Below are 16948 nucleotides of genomic sequence, written 5' to 3'. Positions count from 1 at the left end.
CGCGGCGGTCGAGCACGATGTGGTCGATGAAGTCGCGATAGCGCGGGTTGCACTGCGCGGTGCGGTCGCAGGCGGCCTGAGGCCGGCGCATCGGCGACAATGGCGGCCCCTTCGCCGCCCACGCCGACCGCATGAGCCCCACCTCGCCCGTTTCGCTCACCCGTTACCTGATCGAAGAACAGCGCGAGGGCCGCATCGGCCCGAACCTGCGCCTGCTCATCGAGGTCGTCGCACGCGCCTGCAAGTCGATCTCGATCCAGGTCGGCAAGGGTGCGCTCGGCGGCGTGCTGGGCGATGCCGGCACCGGTGGCGAGGCCAGCATCAACGTGCAGGGCGAGGCGCAGAAGAAGCTCGACGTGCTCTCCAACGAGATCCTGCTCGAAGCCAACGCCTGGGGCGGGCACCTGGCGGCGCTTGCCTCGGAGGAAATGGACCACTGCGTGGCCATTCCCGACGAGTACCCGCGCGGCAAGTACCTGCTGCTGTTCGACCCGCTGGACGGCTCGTCCAACATCGACGTCAACATCTCGGTGGGCACGATCTTCTCGGTGCTGCGCTGCCCCGACGACGTGGAAACCGTGGGCGACGAGCATTTCCTGCAGCCCGGCACCGCGCAGGTGGCGGCCGGCTACTGCACCTACGGTCCGAGCACCATGCTGGTGCTGACCATCGGCAACGGCACGCATGCGTTCACGCTGGACCGCGAGATCGGCTCGTTCGTGATGACCACGCGCGGCATGCGCATTCCCGAGGAGACGAAGGAATTCGCGGTGAACATGTCGAACCAGCGCTTCTGGGAGCCGCCGATGCAGGCCTATGTCGGCGATCTGCTCAAGGGCAGGGAAGGCCCGCGCGGCAAGGACTTCAACATGCGCTGGGTGGCCTCGATGGTGGCCGACGTACACCGCATCCTGACCCGTGGCGGCATCTTCAGCTACCCGCTCGATGCCAAGTGCGCGGCCAAGGGCGGCAAGCTGCGCCTGATGTACGAGGCCAACCCGATGGCCTTCCTGGTCGAGCAGGCCGGCGGCGCCGCCAGCACCGGGCGCCAGCGCATGCTCGAGGTGCAGCCCACCGGCCTGCACCAGCGCGTGCCGGTGTTCCTCGGCTCCAAGGCCGAGGTCGAGGCCGCGGTGCGCTACCACGCCAGCCACGACGCCGGCGGCTGAGCCCCCGCCGGCCGCGTCCGGCGGCCGGTGTCACGCCCTCTTCACCTCGCCTCGACCGCCCGTCTGTTGCATTTGTGAAACAGGTCACGAAACGCTTGACCTGTCACCGGGCCCGACTACCTTAAGGGCCCGGCAGGGTCGCCGGGCTTGAGGGGAGTCGAGGGAATGGCCGAAGCAACGCGGGCACGCGACGTCGTCTACGTGACGCGCGCCACCACCGGGCGGCTGCCCGCCCTGTCGCGCCTGCAGGACCTGGGCTGGACGGTGCATCGCGCCTCCGACGCCCGCGCCGTGCTCAAGCTCGTGCAGCGCGAGCCCGACCGGCCCTTCGCCGCGCTGCTCGACCTGCGCCAGGGCTTCGACGAGCACGACATCGCCACCTTCGGCGCCGCGCTCTCGGCCGCCAACGTCGGCTGGGTGGCCGGCATCGAGACCGGCCAGCTGGAGCAGCCCGCCGTGCGCCGCCTGGTGCGCGACTACTGCTACGACTACGTCACCCTGCCCTGCCCGGAAGCGGTGCTCGACACCGTGGTCGGGCATGCCCACGGCATGGCGCGGCTGGCCTGCGAGACCGCGCGGCGCATCGGCGACGCGGGGCTGGACGGCATCATCGGCGAGAGCCCGGCCATGCGCACCTTGGCGCGCACGCTGTGCAAGGCCGCGATGACCGAGGCGCCGGTGTTCATCGCCGGCGAGACCGGCACCGGCAAGGAACTGGCCGCGCAGTCCCTGCACCGCCAGTCGCGCCGCGCGAAGATGCCCTTCGTGGCGATCAACTGCGGTGCCATCCCGCATTCGCTGATCCAGTCCGAGCTGTTCGGCTACGAGCGCGGCGCGTTCACCGGCGCGGCCAGCCGCAAGCTCGGCCGCATCGAGATGGCCCACGGCGGCACCCTGTTCCTGGACGAGATCGGCGACCTGCCGATGGAGAGCCAGGCCTCGCTGCTGCGCTTCCTGCAGCAGGGCTCCTTCGAGCGCCTGGGCGGGCACGACGCGGTGCGCGTGGACGTGCGCATCGTCTCGGCCACCCACCACGACCTGGAGGCGGCGATCCGCGAGGGCCGCTTCCGCGCGGACCTCTACCACCGCCTCTGCGTGCTGCGCCTGTCGCAGCCGCCGCTGCGCGAACGCGGGCACGACATCGACCTGCTCGCCGACCATGCGCTCAAGCTGTATTCGGCCGAGGGCCAGCGCGTGCTCAAGGGCTTTTCGCCCTGCGCGCGCAAGGCCCTGCACCGCTACCCGTGGCCGGGCAACGTGCGCGAACTCATCAACCGCGTGCGGCAGGCCGTGGTGATGGCCGAAGGCCGGCTGATCACCGCGGCCGACCTGGGCCTGGACAGCCTGGTCGCGGCGAATCCTCCGACCCTGGAGGACGTCCGCAATGCGGCGACCCGGCAGGCGCTGGCGGCGGCGCTGGAACGCAACCGCGGGCGCATGGTCGATACCGCGCAGGAGCTGGGTATCTCGCGCGTGACGCTGTACCGCCTGCTGCTGCGCTATGGCCTGCGCGCGGACGAGGAGGCGCCGGCCGCCGGGCAGGCGCACGCCATGCCGCTGCCTGCCGTCATGCGCTCGGGCGCGGGGACCATGCAGCTCGACGCCTGAGCACGGCCGGCCGCGCCGTCGCCTAGAACGAACGCGAGCCGCGCAGGGCGAACACGAAGTTGGGCGAGTCGGGCGTGAGCCCGGCGGCCAGCTGCCCGTTGAACGTCCAGCCCGAGGGCAACACGTAGCTCGCGCCGACGTTGAAGGTCGTGCTGTTGCTGGAGCTGCCGGGCACGCGTGCCCAGGACTGCCCGGGCGCGCGCGTGTGCGTGGCCTGCTGCAGCGCGGAGGCGATGCTGAAGCTCACCGCGGCGCGGTCGTTGAGCGCGATGGCCAGGCCGCCGCTGAGCTGCAGGATGTCGCCCAGTGCGACGCGCGCGGGCGCGAGGGTGTCGACCACCGGCGAGATGTCGTCGAAGTCGCGCGGCCGGTGGTAGGTGTAGCCGAGGTTGCCGAACAGGATCACCGGATCGTAGGTGCGCAGCACCGAGACGTTCGCGGTCGCGCTCCACATACCGCTGCCGGTGGGTAGTTCCTCCGGCACGTTGAGGTTGGAATTCTCGCCGTCGGCCTGGATCAGCTTCAGGCCGAAGGGATCGCGCCCGGTGGGCGCGCGCACGCGCAGGCTGGCGACCACGTCGGGCACGCTCGCGGTCTCCTTCACCAGCTGGTAGAAGGCCGCCACGCTCGCATCGCCCAGGCCCTTGGAGCGCACGCGCGCCTCGCTCAGCGTGCTCGCCGCGCCGCCGGCGCCCCCGCTGATGAAGCGCGTGTCGCGGAAGACGTAGGGCACGTTGCCCTCGATGCTGAAGCGGTCGGTGAGGCCGTAGCGGGCGCTGAAATCGAAGGTGGCCAGGCTGGCCTTGACCTGGTCGAGGTTGATCGTGCCCAGGAAGATGGCATCCAGCGCGAGGAAGCCGCTGAGCGTGAGCTGGCGCCGGTCGTAGTAGCTGTAGGCGACGCCGGACTCGAAGGTGAACTTGCGCTCGAACAGCGGCGCATGCTCGCGCACCACCAGCGCCTTGTCCTGCTCGCGTCGCGCCGCGTCCTCCTGCTGCTGGGCCTGGCCCACGCGCACGGGCTCGTCCGGCGCCGGCGCCGGCCCGGCCTGCGCGGGCGCGGGCCCGGCCTGCGCGGGCGCATCCTGCGAAGGCGCGGCTTGGGGCTCGGCCGGTGCCGCCGCCGCCACGCCGCGGCCGCGCTGCTGCGCAAGCTGCAGTTCCTCGACCTGCGCACGCAGCTCGGCGATCTCCGCCTCCTGCGCGTCGAGCTTGGCATTGAGTTGCTGCAGTAGCCGGGCCATCTCGCCGCCCTGGCCGGGATCGTCGGCCTCGGCCGCGCCGGCAGGCAGCGTGGCCATCGCGCAGCCCGCGGCGACGAGCAGGGCCATGGTGCGCGCAGTGCACGTGTCTCGCATGGTGCATTCCCCCCTTGGTTGGCTGACTCAGTACCGCAGGCCTGACAGCGCGCCGAGCACCTGGTGGATGCCGAGGTGGTGCATGGACGAGGTCGGCATCGACGTCGTCATGAGCTGGAGGTTGAGCGTGTTGCTGGCGACCATGCCGTCGCCCGCGATGCGCCCGACCTGCATCACCCCCCCTGCGCCGTCGACCAGCGCGTGCTGGCCGATGGTAACGCCCGGCGCGGTCAGGCCCAGCTGCACGCCGCCACCGACGAAGCTCACCTGCGCGACGAGGTCGCCGGCGGTGGCCTGCGAGCCCATGGTGCCGTTGTAGCCCTCCGGCCGCCCCGGCATGTCGCCGATGCGGATCAGCGCGAGGTTGGACATGCGGTTGCCGTCGCCGGCGATCTGCGTCACCTGGCCGATGCCCTGCACGAACAGGGTGTCGCCTCCGGTGGCCAGCCGTCCGGGCGCGGTCGCGCCCGTGGCGGCGGGATCCGCTTGCGGGGCGTAGGCATCGACGCGGCTGTCGACCAGCACCTCGAATCCGCCGGACGTGCGCCGCACGTAGAGCGCGCCGGCCGCGGTCGCATGGCTTCCCTGCGGCGTGGCGAGGCTGGAGACCAGCTCGATGCGCACGCCCACGAGCATGCTCGCGCCGAGGTAGCGCCCGCTGATGCCGTCGAGTTCGGCGTCGTCGACGTCGCCCGTGCGCACGTCGGAGGCGAAAGGGGGCAGGGCCGCCGCGGGACCCGCGGCGGCCACTGCCACGAGGGCCATGAGCAGAACGGGGGGGAGTCGTTTCCTGGTCATGAGGCCCTCGATACCGGTGGTGCGGTCAGAACAGGTCGGCGCGGACCAGGCCCAGCTCGACCACCGGGGTGGCGAGCGTGGCGCGGTCGAGCGCGTCGACACGACGACGCAGCGCGGGCGAGCCGCGGCCGTCGACGATGGCGGATGCGATCATGGGGCGGTCGCCGGTCACCGCCAGCACGATGCCGTTCCAGCCCGCGGCGAACTCGGCCTCGGACACCACGCGGTGCCCGAGCGCGGGATCGGCGATGTAGATGCGGCCGGAATCGGCGCCCTTGATCACCACGAAATGCTTGTAGCCCTTGAAGTCGTGCAGCGCGATGACCGGGATCTGCAGGCGGTACAGCGCCTTGCTGTCGACCCGGAAGCCCTGCGCGCGCATGCCGGTGGATTCCACGTAGCGCTTCATGTCCAGCATCGAGAAGCCCTGCTGGACCACGCGCTTGGCGTCCGTGCCCGCGATCATCTGCTTGATCAGTTCCTTCTCGTCGGCCTCGATGCCGTACACGCCTCCCAGCAGCGTGGCCAGCGCGGCCGATCCGCAGCTGAAGTCGTACTGCTGGCGGACGATGTCGCGGTAGCGGAGGTCGCGCATGGAGCGTACCGCCTTGCCCACCGGCGCCGCGCCCAGCAGCCCGGCGTCCACCGGCGACTGCGCAAGTGCAGGCCGTGCGGCGAGTGCTAGCAGGAACAGCAGCAAACACAGCGGCCTGGTCATCGTGGGGTCCGGTGTCGTGCGCGACGGAAAGGCGCCCGGCCGGGGCCGGGCGCCCATTGCTTCAGTCACCGCAGGCGGCGCAGCTGGCCGAAGCGATCGACAGGCCGTTGTGCTGCAGGTTGCCCACGCCGGAGGCCACGTTCACGCCGATGTTGCCGGACGCGTTCTGCAGCGCGCCACCGACCGAAGCGACCAGATCGAGATCGCCGCAGCTGCTGTCGAGGTAGTTCAGCAGCGTGACCTGCTCGCTGTCGGCGCCAGCCTTCACCAGACGCGCGTCATCGGCCACCGCCACCGCCAGGGCATTGGACTGGCCGTTGCCGACGCCGGCCGCGATGTTCAGCCCGATGTTGCCGGAGGCATTGCGCAGCGCGTCGTCGCCCAGGGTGGCGCGATAGTTCGTGCCCCACTCGCGGCTGCTGGCGCTGTTGCCGGCGGTGCCCTGGGTCGAGAACACCATGGCGGTGGCCATGGGACCCGAGTTCCTCGAGGGCTGGTCGGGCTTGCCCTTGTCGGATTGGCCCGGGCCGTCGTCGGTCAGCGAGGAGATCGCCGCGTCGTTGGCCTGCGCGTTGCCGACACCGGCCGACACGTTGACGCCGATGTTGCCGCTCGCCCGGTTCATGGCGCCGTCGCCCACGCGCGCCGTGTGGTCGCCGTCGCCGACGGAACGGTGGCCGCCGGTGACTTGGTCCTGGTCCACGGTCGCCGCGGATTCGCCGTCGATGTCGATCTGGCCCTGGACGCGCACGCCGCCGACGACGGCGATGTGGTTGTGCAGCGTGGTGTAGGAGTTGATGTCCGCATCATCCTCGTCGGCCATGGCCGGAGCGGCGAACGCGGCGGCGAGGGCGAGGGTCAGCAGGGAGAGGGAAGCTTTCATGGCATGGACTCCTGGTTGGTGGTGTTGCACTGCTTCAAGGCGCGCCCCCGGGGATTTGGAGCACGATCGCGTTCGCCGACGCATTGCCGGTGCCCGCTGTCTGGTTGATCTGCAGGACGCCCTGCGGACCCTTGAATGCCGCCCCGCCGATGCGCGCTTCGCGCGTGGCGGGGGCCTCGGTCGCGGCCGCGGTGTCGGGCGCGCTGCCGCTGGCGACGCCCGCCAGCTCGACGTCCACCGCCTGCACCAGGTCGATGCCGGCGCCGACGCCGATCGCGACGAGGTTGGCCTGTGCATTGGCGGCGCCCGCGGCCTGGTTGATGCTGGTGAGGCCGCGTCCGCTGGCGAGCGCGCTGCCGTCGATGTCGGCCACCGCCTCGCGCGCATCGACCAGCGCGCTGGCCTGCTGCGAAGCGCGGCTGGTCGAGTCGCCGGGGCCGACCGCGAGCGTGGCGACGTTGGCCTGGGCGTTGCCGGCGCCGGCGGCGATGTTCAGCGCGGTGCGGCCGTCGACGTGCGCGGCGAAGTCCTCGTCGATGCGGGCCACGTCGCGCGCCAGCCGCTCGGCCGGGCCGGGCTCGGTGGCGCCCGCGGCTGCGGCCGCGAGCAGGCCGGCCAGCAGCACCACGGGCAGGGCGCGGCGCGCCGTCACGGGCCGCCTCCGGTGCCCGCCTGCCCGACCGCGCCGCCGATCAGGCCGGCCAGCCCGGAGGTGGCGCCCGAAACCACGCCCCGCACGCTGGCGCCCGGCCCGATCGGGGCGCGCGAGGTGGCCTCGCGCCCGGATCCGAACATCAGCGGCAGCGCCAGGCCCGGCGCGCCCGGCTCGTGCCGTTCGCCCGCGGCGGGATCAGGCTGGCCGAAGGTGTCGCCCAGCAACTGGTCGCCGATCGCGGAAGTCGCGGTTTCCAGGCTCGCCTGGAAGACACGGGCGGGAAAGGTCGATACCGAGGCCGCGACCGGGTTCTGGTCCGGCGGCAGCGCACGGTAGGCGATCCGCGGCTGCACGGTGCGCGTGAGCACCAGCGTGGGGTCGGCATCGCGTTCGGCAGCCACGGCGGGCATGGCGGCAGCGGTCAGGGCGATGGCGAGGAGCAGGCGATTCACGGCGACGGCACTCCAGGGACATCCCCGCTGGAGCGAATCGCGTGCCAACCACGCAAACCCTTGTTTCCACGGAACTTTCAGATCCTTGACCGTGGCCTGAACGTGCAGCCGCGCGGAAAGCGATTCAGGCCTGAAACGCCCAGCGCCGGTTGGCCAGCGCTCAGGTTTCGGGCCCCGCGCTCATTCCGCCGTCACGGCGGCGTCTGCGGCCGACCTGTGCCCCATGCGCCCCGTGTTGCATGCCTGCAACGCGCCGGCGCGGGCATACTCGCCGGCAGCACAGCCGCAGGACGTCCGTGATGAACCAGCCGCCACCCGCGCAGGCCCCGGCCGACTTCATCGAGGTCTACGAGGACGCGCTGGACCGCGGCTGGTGCGCGTCGGTGCTCGAGCGTTTCAGCGGCAGCGATGCACGCCAGCCGGGGCGCGTGGGCGGCGGCGTCTTCCGCGACATGAAGGACAGCGAGGACATCAGCCTGGCCGGCCGCGCCGAATGGGACGACGTCGCCAACACGCTCAACCAGGCGGTAATCCACGGGCTGCTGCGCTACCTGCGCCGCTATCCGCATGCCCTGGTGGCGCCGCTGATGCTGGAGGTGCCTGGCGAGGGCGGGCGCCGGCACCGGCTGACCGCCGAGCGCCTGGCGGCCATGGACGATGCCGCGCTGCTGCCCATCATCACGCAGATCTTCCGGCCGGGCGTGATCAACCTGCAGCGCTACAGCGCCGGGCGCGGCGGCTATCCCTACTGGCACTGCGAGCTGTTCCCGCGCGATGCCAGTGCGGAAACCCTGCACCGACACCTGCTGTGGACCGTCTACCTCAACGACGGCTTCGCCGAGGGCGAAACCGAGTTCCTCTACCAGCAGCGCCGCATCGCGCCCAAGGCCGGCGCGCTGCTGATCGCGCCGGCCGCGTTCACGCATACGCACCGCGGCAACCGCCCGCAGGGCGGCGACAAGTTCATCGCGACCAGCTGGGTGCTGTTTCAGCGCGCGGAGGCGCTGTTCGGCGCCCGCTGACGCCGCGGCGGCATGCGGGGACGACGCACCCGCCGACGACGGCCCCGCTCAGGGGCGCGCGTGGTTGAGCACCAGCCAGTACAGCCCGACCTGCTTGACCGCCCAGACGAACTGCTCGAAGTCCACCGGCTTCTGGATGTAGCTGTTCACGCCCAGCGCGTACGTGGCCTCGACGTCGAAGGGCTCGGTGCTGGTGGTGAGCACGACGACCGGCAGCGAGCGCGTGGCCTCGTGGGCGCGGATGGCCTGCAGCACCTCGCGGCCGTCGACCTTGGGCAGGTTGAGGTCCAGGAGCACCAGGGAAGGCAGCTCGGCCGGGTCGCGGTCGACGAAGCGACCGCGCGCGAACAGGTAGTCCAAGGCCTCGGCGCCGTCGCCGACCACCGCGAGCTGGTTGGCGATCTTGGCCTCGTCGAAGGCGAGCCGGGTGAGCTCGACGTCGTCGGGATTGTCTTCGACCAGCAGGATCTCTCGGTGCATCAGGCGGTGCCTTCGCCGGCGGGGGCCGGCAGGACGAGGGTGAACACCGCGCCGTCGCCATCGGAGGCGGCCCGCACGTCGCCGCCGTGGCGTCGTGCGATGCGCTGCGCGGTGGCCAGGCCGAGCCCGTGGCCCGCGCCCTGCTCCACGCCGTGCAGGCGCTGGAAGGGTTGGAACAGCTTATGACAGTACTGCATGTCGAAACCGGCGCCGTTGTCGCGGATCTCGACCCGCAGGCGGTCGCCCTCGCGCTGGCCGCGCACCTCGATGCGCGCGCCCTCGCGGCCGCGGGTGAACTTCCAGGCGTTCTCCAGCAGCGCGCGCAGGGCCTGGCGCACCAGGCGCTCGTCGCCCACCGCCACCAGGCCCGGCTGCACCTCGACCTCGACCTGGCGGGAGGGCTCCTCGTCGCTGAGCTCGGCCGCCACCCATTCGGCGAGCACGCTGATGTCGAGCGTGACCGGCACCAGCGGCGCACTGGCCGCGCGCGAGAGCTCGCCCAGCGCCGCCAGCAGGCCGGACATGCGCGTGGCCGCGGCGCGGATGCGCGAGAGGTGCATGCGCTCGCTGGCATCGAGCTTGGGCGCGGCGCGGTCCTCGAGCAGCTTGGCGAAGCTGTCGATGGAGCGCAGCGGCGCGCGCAGGTCGTGGGCCACGGTGTCGGCGAACATCTGCAGCTGGCGCTGCTCGGCGCCGCGGTCGGCGGCCGTGGGCAGCCATTGCGCCCACCAGGTCGCGGCATCCAGCGCGCGCAGGTGCAGATCACCTCCGTCCAGCGGCACCGGCCCGTGTCCGGCGAGGGCGGCGACGGGGCCGTCGAGCGCGGTGGCGAGTTCGCCCAGCCGCAGGGGCCGGCCGAAGTGCCGGGCGAAGGCGTCGTTGGCCTGCAGCACGCGGCCGTCGGCATCGACCGAAGCGGTGGGCGCGGCGCAGGCGGCGAGGGCGGCGGCGAGGTCCGGCGCGGGGGAATGCGGGGGCATCGGCGCGGGGCGGACGACGGAAACGGTCTCCAGTGTACCCGCGGCCCGTGACGCGACGGTACACACGGGCTGCAGCGATACTGCGCGCATGTCGCTCGACCAGATCCTGTTCCTGCTCATCCTCGGCGGCGCGCTCTACCTCTTCGTGAGCGAGCGCCTGCGCGTGGACGTCACCGCCATGATCACGCTGCTCGCGCTCGTAGTCACCGGCGTGCTCGACTCGAAACAGGCGCTGTCGGGCTTTGCGAGCGAGCCGGCGATCATCGTCGCCGCGGTGTTCGTGATCTCCGGCGGGCTGGCCGCCACCGGCATCACCGAGCGCATCGGCCAGTGGGTGGGGCATGCGGCCGGGCGCGGCGAGACGCGCTCGATCGGCGTGATCATGCCGGCGGTGGCGGCGCTGGCCGCGTTCACGCACCACGTGATGGTGACGGCGATGATGCTGCCCATCGTCACGCGCTTCGCGCAGGCACGCGGGCTGTCGGCCTCGCGCCTGCTGATGCCGATGTCGCTGGCGGCGAGCCTGGGCACCACGCTCACCCTCGTCAGCGCGCCGGCCTTCCTGCTCGCGGCCGACCTGCTCGAGCGCACCGGCCACGGCGAGCTGGGCATCTTCGCGATCACCCCGATCGGCATCGCGCTGGTCCTGCTGGGCACGGTCTACATGCTGGTGGCGCGCTGGTTGCTGCCGCGGCGTGCCGGCGCGGCGTCCGACGAGGACTACATGCAGCTGGGCTGCTACCGCACCGAGCTGGTCGTCGTGGAGAACGGCGGCTGGGCGACGCACCCGCTGGCGGACCTGCAGCGCAACCTCGGCGAGCGCTTCAAGCTGCACGGCTGGCTGCGCGGCGGCGAGCTGCGCGGCGACCTCGGCGGGTCCAGCCCGCTGCTGGCGGGCGACGTGCTGCTGGTCGAGGCCTCGGCCGACGCGATCGCCTCGCTGCACGACGACCCCGGCCTGGACCTCAACGCGGTCACGCGCTTCGCGCAGTACGTCGATGGCGAGGGCGAGACGCAGCTGGTGCAGGCGGTGGTCGCGCCCGGCTCGGAGTTCATCGGCCACAGCGTGCGCGAGCTCGACTTCGCCCAGCGCTTCCATGCGGTGGTGGCCGGGCTGTGGCGCCGGCAGGGCCCCTTCGCGCTCCGCCTAGCCGACGAGCGCCTGCGCGAGGGCGACCTGCTCGTGCTCTGGGGCCGCGCGACGCGCTTCTCGCAGCTGGCCACCCACCACGGCTTCCTGCTGCTGATGCCCTTTTCCGGCGAGGCGCAGCGCCGGCGCCGTGCGCCGGTCGCGCTCGCGGTGCTGGCCGCCACCGTGCTGGCCGCGGCCACCGAATGGCTGGATGCCCCGCTGGCCTTCCTTCTGGGCGCGGTCGCCATGGTGGCCACGCGCTGCGTCGACATCGAGCGCGCCTACCGCGAGATCGACGTGCGCATCTTCGTGATGATCGCCGGCGTGATCCCGCTGGGCATCGCGATGGAAACCACCGGAACCGCGCAGCTGCTCGCCGGCGGCCTGCTGCACGTGGTCGAGGACTGGCCCGCGCTGGCGGTGCTGCTGGTGATGTTCGGCGTGGCCGGGCTGCTCACCCAGATCCTCTCCGATGGCGCGACCACCGTGCTGCTGGCGCCGATCGCGGTGAACCTGGCCGAATCGCTGGGCATGCCCGCGGTGCCCTTCGTGGTCTGCACCGCGCTGGGTGCGGTGGCCTCGTTCCTCACGCCGATCGGGCACCACGGCAACCTGCTGATCCTCGGCCCCGGCCAGTACCGCTTCGGCGACTTCCTGCGCATCGGGCTGCCGCTGACCGCGCTGATCGGCCTGGTCAGCGCCTGGATGTCGCGCTGGCTCTGGCTGGACGGGCCGCTGTGGCCGACGGGCTGGTGACCGGTGAGCAGGACGCAGCCCACCGCTCTTGCGAATCCCGAATCCCGAATCCCAAACCCCCCGCCGTCAGAACAACTCCCCCTGCGCCGACGCCTTGCGCGGCGCCACGAAGCGGCTCGCGTCCAGTGGCGCGAACCGCCCGTAGCCGATGCGCGCGCGCGCCTTGCGGAAGCGCTGCGCCAGCAGCTGCGCAAACACGCCGGTGCCGGTCATGCGGGTGCCGAACCCGGCCTGGTAGTCCTTGCCGCCGCGCATCTGCTGCACCAGGCTCATCACGTGCGCGGCGCGGTCGGGATAGTGCAGCTGCAGCCATTCGCGGAACACCTCCTTGAGTTCGTGCGGCAGGCGCAGCAGCGTGTAGCCGGCCTCGCGCGCGCCGGCGTCGAACGCGGCCTCGAGGATCCGTTCCAGCTCCATGTCGGTGATCATCGGAATGACGGGGGCGACCATCACGCCCACCGGCACGCCCGCATCCGCCAGCACCCTCATCGCGCGCAGCCGCGCATGCGGCGCCGCGGCGCGCGGCTCGAGCCTGGCCGAGAGCCGGTTGTCGAGGGAGGTCACGGAGAAATGCACGCTGACCAGGTTCTCGCGCGCCATCGCCGCGAGCAGGTCGACGTCGCGCTCGATCAGCGCGCTCTTGGTGACGAAGCTCACCGGGTGCTTCGTCCCGGCGAACAGCTCCAGCACCTCGCGCGTGATGCGGTAGCGGCGTTCGATGGGCTGGTAGGCATCGGTATTGATGCCCAGCGCCGTCACCTGCGGCACGTAGCCGGGCCGCGCCAGTTCCTCGCGAAGGCGTTCGACCGCGTTGGTCTTGGCGAACAGCCGGGTCTCGAAGTCCAGGCCCGGCGACAGGTCGAGATAGGCATGCGTGGGCCGTGCGAAGCAGTACACGCAGCCGTGCTCGCAGCCCCGGTAGGGGTTGAGCGACTGCGAGAAGCCCAGGTCGGGCGACTGGTTGGTGGTGAGGATGCGCCGCGCGCGTTCCTCGGTCACCGTGGTGGCCGGCTTGGGCGCCTCGGCCAGGTCCTCGTAGACCGAGCCCCAGCCGTCGTCCACCCCTTCCACCGTGGTCGCGTCGAAACGCGAGGCCACGCGCGAGGCGGCCCCGCGGCCCTTGATCGGCGACGTCGGCTTGCGGGCATCGGTCATGGGGGCATTGTCGGCAGGGCGCGTCTCAGCCGCGGTGACGGGCCTCACCGGCCGTGCAAGCGGCCGCTGCCTACAATCGGCCCGACCCGGCCGCCCGCAGGAACCCGATGACCGACGCCTTCCTCGCCCTCTGCGACAGCGTGCAGGCGCAGCCGCACCTGTGGACGCTGCTGGTGGCGGGCTGGCTGGCCTACCTCGTGGGCCTGGGGGTGTGGATCGTGCTGCAGAAGCGCGAGCCGGCCGCCACTCTCGCCTGGCTGATCAGCCTGGCCGCGCTGCCCTACCTGGGCTTCGTCATCTACTACGTGTTCGGGCCGCAGCGCATCCGGCGCCAGCGCCTGCGCCGCGGGCGCGCGCGGGCGCGCATGCCGGCGCGGCCGGAGACGGCCGAGGACAGCGAGGCCGCCGAGCTCGCGCGCCTCGCGCAGGCCACCACGCACCTGCCGCCGACCACCGCCACCGACGTGCGGCTGCTGGTCGACGGAGGCGCCACGTACGACGCGCTGCTGGCGGCGGTCCGCGAGGCGCGCGAGAGCATCCACGTCGCCTACTACATCTTCGAGCCCGACCGCACCGGCACCGCGCTGCGCGATGCGCTGGTCGAGCGGGCGCGGGCCGGGGTCAAGGTGCGCCTGCTGCTGGACGCGGTGGGCTCGGCGAAGCTGCGACGGCGCTTCCTCGCGCCGCTGGTGGAGGCCGGCGGCGAATTCGCCTGGTTCCACCCCATGCGCCTGCCCTGGCGCCGGCCCTGGCTCAACCTGAGGCTGCACCGCAAGATCGTGGTGGTCGACGACCGCATCGCGTTCACCGGCGGCATCAACGTCACCGACGAGCAGGACGAGCGCCTGCGCGAGGACGCCTACCACGACCTGCACCTGCGCCTGGAAGGCGACGTGGCCGCACTGTTGCAGGTGGTCTTCGCCGAGGACTGGGTCTATGCCACGGGCCAGCGCCCGCCCCTGCGCGCACCGCGCGCCTCCACCCCCGGATGCGTGGGCACGCAGGTGCTGGTCTCGGGCCCGGATTCGTCCTGGGAGCCCATCCACCGCCTGCACGTGGCGGCGATCTACGCCGCCAGGCGCCGCGTGTGGCTGGCCACGCCCTATTTCGTGCCCGGCGAGGCGGCGATGATGGCCCTCACCTCGGCCGCGCTCGCCGGCCTGGACGTGCGCCTGCTGGTGCCCAAGCAGGCCGACTCGCGGCTGGTCACCTACGCCACGCGCTCGTCGTTCGACGAACTGCTCGAGGCGGGCGTGCAGGTTCACGAGTATGGCCCTCGCCTGCTCCACACCAAGGCCCTGCTGGTCGACGACGAGACCGCGATCATCGGCAGCGCCAATTTCGACCATCGCAGCTTCCGGCTGAACTTCGAGGTATCCCTGCTGTTCCGCGACGCCGGCGTGGCGGCCTCGCTGGAGGCCGTGCTCGACGCCGACCTGGCGCGCGCGCCGCGCGTGCGCCCCGACCGCCGGCGGCCGTTCTGGCGTCAGCGCCTGCCCGAGGCCCTGGCACGGCTCCTTTCGCCCCTGCTTTGACGCCGCCCGTCGCGCCATCGCCCGGGTGCGCCGCGGCGCGGGGCTACACTCGCCGCGTCCTGCATGGGGAGCGCCGACATGCCTTGGCTGTACCTGCTGCTCGCCGTGGCCGCGCTGGCGGTCGCGTTCCGCACCACCTCGCCCTGGGTGCTGGCGGTGTGCCTGCTCGTCGCGCTGGGGCTGGGGGTCGCCTGGCTGCTCTCGGCACTGGCGCGCCGAATCGAGGACCGCTCGGGCTCGACCGCGCTCTTGGTGGATCCGGCCGAACTGCAGCGCCTGCGCGAGCAGGCCGAAGCGCGCCGCGCCGCGGCGGCCGCCATCCAGGCACCGCCCGCCTCCGGAAGCGATTCCTCGGCGCCACTTTGAGTCCTGTGCGGGCCACGCGCGCAGGCCGTAGCATGCGCGGATGACCCGGCTGAGCGTCAACGTCAACAAGATCGCGGTGCTGCGCAATTCGCGCGGAGGCCGCGAGCCCGATGTCGTGCGCGCGGCGCGCACCTGCCTGGACGCGGGGGCGCATGGGATCACCGTGCACCCGCGCCCGGACGCGCGGCACGTCACCGCCGCCGACGTGCACGCCCTGGCGGCGCTCACGCGCGAGTACGGCGTGGAGTTCAACCTCGAAGGCAACCCGTTCGCCCCGCCGCGCCCCGGCTATCCGGGTTTTCTCGCGCTCTGCGAGGCCGCGCGCCCGGCGCAGGCCACGCTGGTGCCGGACGCCGACGGCCAGGTCACGTCCGACCACGGCTTCGATTTCCGCGGCGACCTCGCGCCGCTGCGTGCCCACGTGGAACGGCTGAAGGCGCTGGGCTGTCGCGTGAGCCTGTTCGTCGATGCCGATGCCCAGGCCGCGGCGCTGGGTGCCGACGAGGGCGTCGAGCGGGCCGCGGGCGTGGGCGCCGATCGCGTCGAGCTCTACACCGGCCCCTATGCCGAGGCCTTCGAGGCCGGCGACGCCGCGCGCGCGCTACCGGCCTTCGCCCGCGTCGCCGCGCGCGCCCAGGCGGCCGGCCTCGGCGTCAACGCCGGCCACGACCTCAGCCAGCGCAACCTGCGCCCGTTCCTCGACGCCGTGCCGGGCGTGCTCGAGGTGTCGATCGGCCATGCGCTGATCGGCGAGGCGCTGTACGACGGCCTGGCGGTGACGGTGGCGCGCTACGTCGCGCTGGTGGAAGGACGCCGACCCGGCTGAGCAGGGCCTGCCCGCCCCGTCGCCGGGCGTTTCCCGCCGGGTGAAACATGGGTGGCGGGCGACGACGCATGCCGGGCCGTCCGGCCCCGTCCATCGCGGCGGTGCACGCGCGGCTCGCCGGGCGGCATGTCCGCGGTTCGACTGCGACCTGCGCACACGGCCCGGCCTCGCGGCGCGGCGCCCGGACGCCGTGCATCGCCCGATCTGCCGCGTCGGGCGGATCGATGTTCGTGATCGCGCCGCCATGCCTGCGGCCTCCCGGAGCAGGCACCGCGCTGCCGGTGCGGAAACGGGCGGCGCGGGCTCGTTGCCGGTGCACCCGGTGCCTTTGGCCCGAGGCGATCGGACGCATTTGCGCAGAGCGGATCCGCGTTCGTCGCCGCGCAGCGGGACGAAGCCGGGCCGGAGATGGTGGAGGATCCGTGCGCGCCAACGACGGATGCATCGCGGGGCAATCCCGGATGCCCGGTTGTACAGGTACGCCCGCACCGGATGCCGGCTCGTCCCATGCCCCGGGGCCGCCGCGCCGAGGCCATGCGGCCAAAAAAAACGCCGCCCGAAGGCGGCGTCATCAACGTGGTAAGCGTAATGCGGTAATACCGTAATGCGTGTCTCGCGCTCCGCCGGTTACTCGGCGTCCTGCACGAAGCCGATCTTGTCCATGCCGGCGTTCTTCGCGTAGGCGAGTACCTTGGCGAGCGTTTCGTACTGCGCGTCGTCGTTGACGTCGATCTCCAGCCGCGGCTGGTTGGTCGGGTCACGCTCGACGGTCTGGCGCATCACCTGCTGCAGCTGGTTCAGCGGCGTGGGCGAGTTGTCCCAGTACACCACGCCCGACTGGTCGATCCGCAGCGAGATCGGCGGCGGAGGCTCGACCGTCTGCGGCGGCGGGTTGAGCGTGCGCTGCGGCAGGTTGATGTCGATCGGATACGAGAGGGTCGGCGCCGTCACCATGAAGATGATCAGCAGCACCAGCATGACGTCGACGAGCGGCGTCACGTTGATGTCGGCCATGGGGGCTCCGCCACCGGAGCCAGTACTGAATGCCATTGCTGC

General features: G+C 72.2%; 17 protein-coding genes. 7 read left to right on the top strand and 10 right to left on the bottom strand.

The features are described 5' to 3' along the window. Window positions 1-131: 131 nt before the first annotated feature. Both EYQ95_RS19065 and EYQ95_RS19060 read left to right on the top strand, forming a co-directional pair. The gene (locus EYQ95_RS19065) at window positions 132-1169 is read left to right on the top strand and encodes a class 1 fructose-bisphosphatase (protein ID WP_132329310.1); all 1038 of its coding nucleotides are present in this window, start codon (window positions 132-134) and stop codon (window positions 1167-1169) included. 165 nt (window positions 1170-1334) lie between these two features. After that, the gene (locus EYQ95_RS19060; protein WP_132329307.1) at window positions 1335-2777 is read left to right on the top strand and encodes a sigma-54 dependent transcriptional regulator; all 1443 of its coding nucleotides are present in this window, start codon (window positions 1335-1337) and stop codon (window positions 2775-2777) included. 22 nt (window positions 2778-2799) lie between these two features. On the opposite strand, the gene EYQ95_RS19055 is transcribed toward EYQ95_RS19060, so the two are convergent. From EYQ95_RS19055 to EYQ95_RS19030, 6 genes are all read right to left on the bottom strand, one after another. Further along, window positions 2800-4107, bottom strand: coding sequence for a transporter (locus tag EYQ95_RS19055; RefSeq protein WP_207916537.1), 1308 nt, complete (start codon window positions 4105-4107; stop codon window positions 2800-2802). Between the two features lie 54 nt (window positions 4108-4161). Continuing rightward, entirely contained in the window at window positions 4162-4899 is a 738-nt protein-coding gene (locus EYQ95_RS19050; protein ID WP_132329304.1) for a hypothetical protein, read from the bottom strand. A 58-nt stretch (window positions 4900-4957) separates the two neighbouring features. Then, complete coding sequence (locus tag EYQ95_RS19045) at window positions 4958-5650, bottom strand: C39 family peptidase (RefSeq protein WP_132329301.1); 693 nt, start codon at window positions 5648-5650, stop codon at window positions 4958-4960. A 61-nt stretch (window positions 5651-5711) separates the two neighbouring features. Further along, on the bottom strand, window positions 5712-6533 hold the full coding sequence (locus tag EYQ95_RS19040) for a hypothetical protein (RefSeq protein ID WP_132329299.1): 822 nt from the start codon (window positions 6531-6533) through the stop codon (window positions 5712-5714). 34 nt (window positions 6534-6567) lie between these two features. Continuing rightward, on the bottom strand, window positions 6568-7185 hold the full coding sequence (locus EYQ95_RS19035; protein WP_132329296.1) for a hypothetical protein: 618 nt from the start codon (window positions 7183-7185) through the stop codon (window positions 6568-6570). Further along, complete coding sequence (locus tag EYQ95_RS19030) at window positions 7182-7640, bottom strand: hypothetical protein (RefSeq protein ID WP_132329293.1); 459 nt, start codon at window positions 7638-7640, stop codon at window positions 7182-7184. Before EYQ95_RS19030 ends, EYQ95_RS19035 begins: the two co-directional genes overlap by 4 nt. 299 nt (window positions 7641-7939) lie before the next feature. Here EYQ95_RS19030 and EYQ95_RS19025 point away from each other — a divergent pair, with 299 nt between their 5' ends. Continuing rightward, window positions 7940-8662 (top strand): 2OG-Fe(II) oxygenase, encoded by a 723-nt coding sequence (locus EYQ95_RS19025; protein ID WP_132329290.1) that lies wholly within the window; start codon window positions 7940-7942, stop codon window positions 8660-8662. Between the two features lie 48 nt (window positions 8663-8710). Here EYQ95_RS19025 and EYQ95_RS19020 read toward each other — a convergent pair whose 3' ends face one another. Together EYQ95_RS19020 and EYQ95_RS19015 are read right to left on the bottom strand one after the other, a co-directional pair. Beyond that, window positions 8711-9142 carry a response regulator gene (locus tag EYQ95_RS19020; RefSeq protein WP_132329287.1) on the bottom strand — a complete coding sequence of 144 codons (432 nt, stop codon included), beginning with the start codon at window positions 9140-9142 and terminating at the stop codon, window positions 8711-8713. Continuing rightward, window positions 9142-10212, bottom strand: coding sequence for an ATP-binding protein (locus EYQ95_RS19015; protein ID WP_165924790.1), 1071 nt, complete (start codon window positions 10210-10212; stop codon window positions 9142-9144). The genes EYQ95_RS19020 and EYQ95_RS19015 overlap by 1 nt, the downstream gene beginning before the upstream one ends. On the opposite strand from EYQ95_RS19015, the gene EYQ95_RS19010 reads away from it, so the two are divergent. Next, window positions 10211-12010, top strand: coding sequence for an SLC13 family permease (locus tag EYQ95_RS19010; RefSeq protein ID WP_132329281.1), 1800 nt, complete (start codon window positions 10211-10213; stop codon window positions 12008-12010). The genes EYQ95_RS19015 and EYQ95_RS19010 overlap by 2 nt on opposite strands. Before the next feature lie 66 nt (window positions 12011-12076). On the opposite strand, the gene EYQ95_RS19005 is transcribed toward EYQ95_RS19010, so the two are convergent. Beyond that, window positions 12077-13165, bottom strand: a complete 1089-nt coding sequence (locus EYQ95_RS19005; protein ID WP_132329278.1) for a PA0069 family radical SAM protein — start codon at window positions 13163-13165, stop codon at window positions 12077-12079. Between the two features lie 107 nt (window positions 13166-13272). Here EYQ95_RS19005 and cls point away from each other — a divergent pair, with 107 nt between their 5' ends. The 3 genes from cls to EYQ95_RS18990 all read left to right on the top strand — a co-directional run bounded on the left by cls (window position 13273) and on the right by EYQ95_RS18990 (window position 15892). Continuing rightward, entirely contained in the window at window positions 13273-14700 is a 1428-nt protein-coding gene (gene cls / locus EYQ95_RS19000; RefSeq protein WP_132329275.1) for a cardiolipin synthase, read from the top strand. A 78-nt stretch (window positions 14701-14778) separates the two neighbouring features. Next, window positions 14779-15066, top strand: coding sequence for a hypothetical protein (locus EYQ95_RS18995; protein WP_132329272.1), 288 nt, complete (start codon window positions 14779-14781; stop codon window positions 15064-15066). A 40-nt stretch (window positions 15067-15106) separates the two neighbouring features. Next, the gene (locus tag EYQ95_RS18990) at window positions 15107-15892 is read left to right on the top strand and encodes a pyridoxine 5'-phosphate synthase (RefSeq protein WP_132329269.1); all 786 of its coding nucleotides are present in this window, start codon (window positions 15107-15109) and stop codon (window positions 15890-15892) included. A 627-nt stretch (window positions 15893-16519) separates the two neighbouring features. Here the strand turns inward: EYQ95_RS18990 and EYQ95_RS18985 are convergent. After that, window positions 16520-16942: a biopolymer transporter ExbD gene (locus EYQ95_RS18985; protein ID WP_132329266.1), complete on the bottom strand. Its 423-nt coding sequence runs from the start codon at window positions 16940-16942 to the stop codon at window positions 16520-16522. Window positions 16943-16948 lie beyond the last annotated feature (6 nt).

Source organism: Lysobacter sp. N42, assembly GCF_004344885.1.
This window is presented reverse-complemented; position numbering and strand designations above follow the sequence as displayed.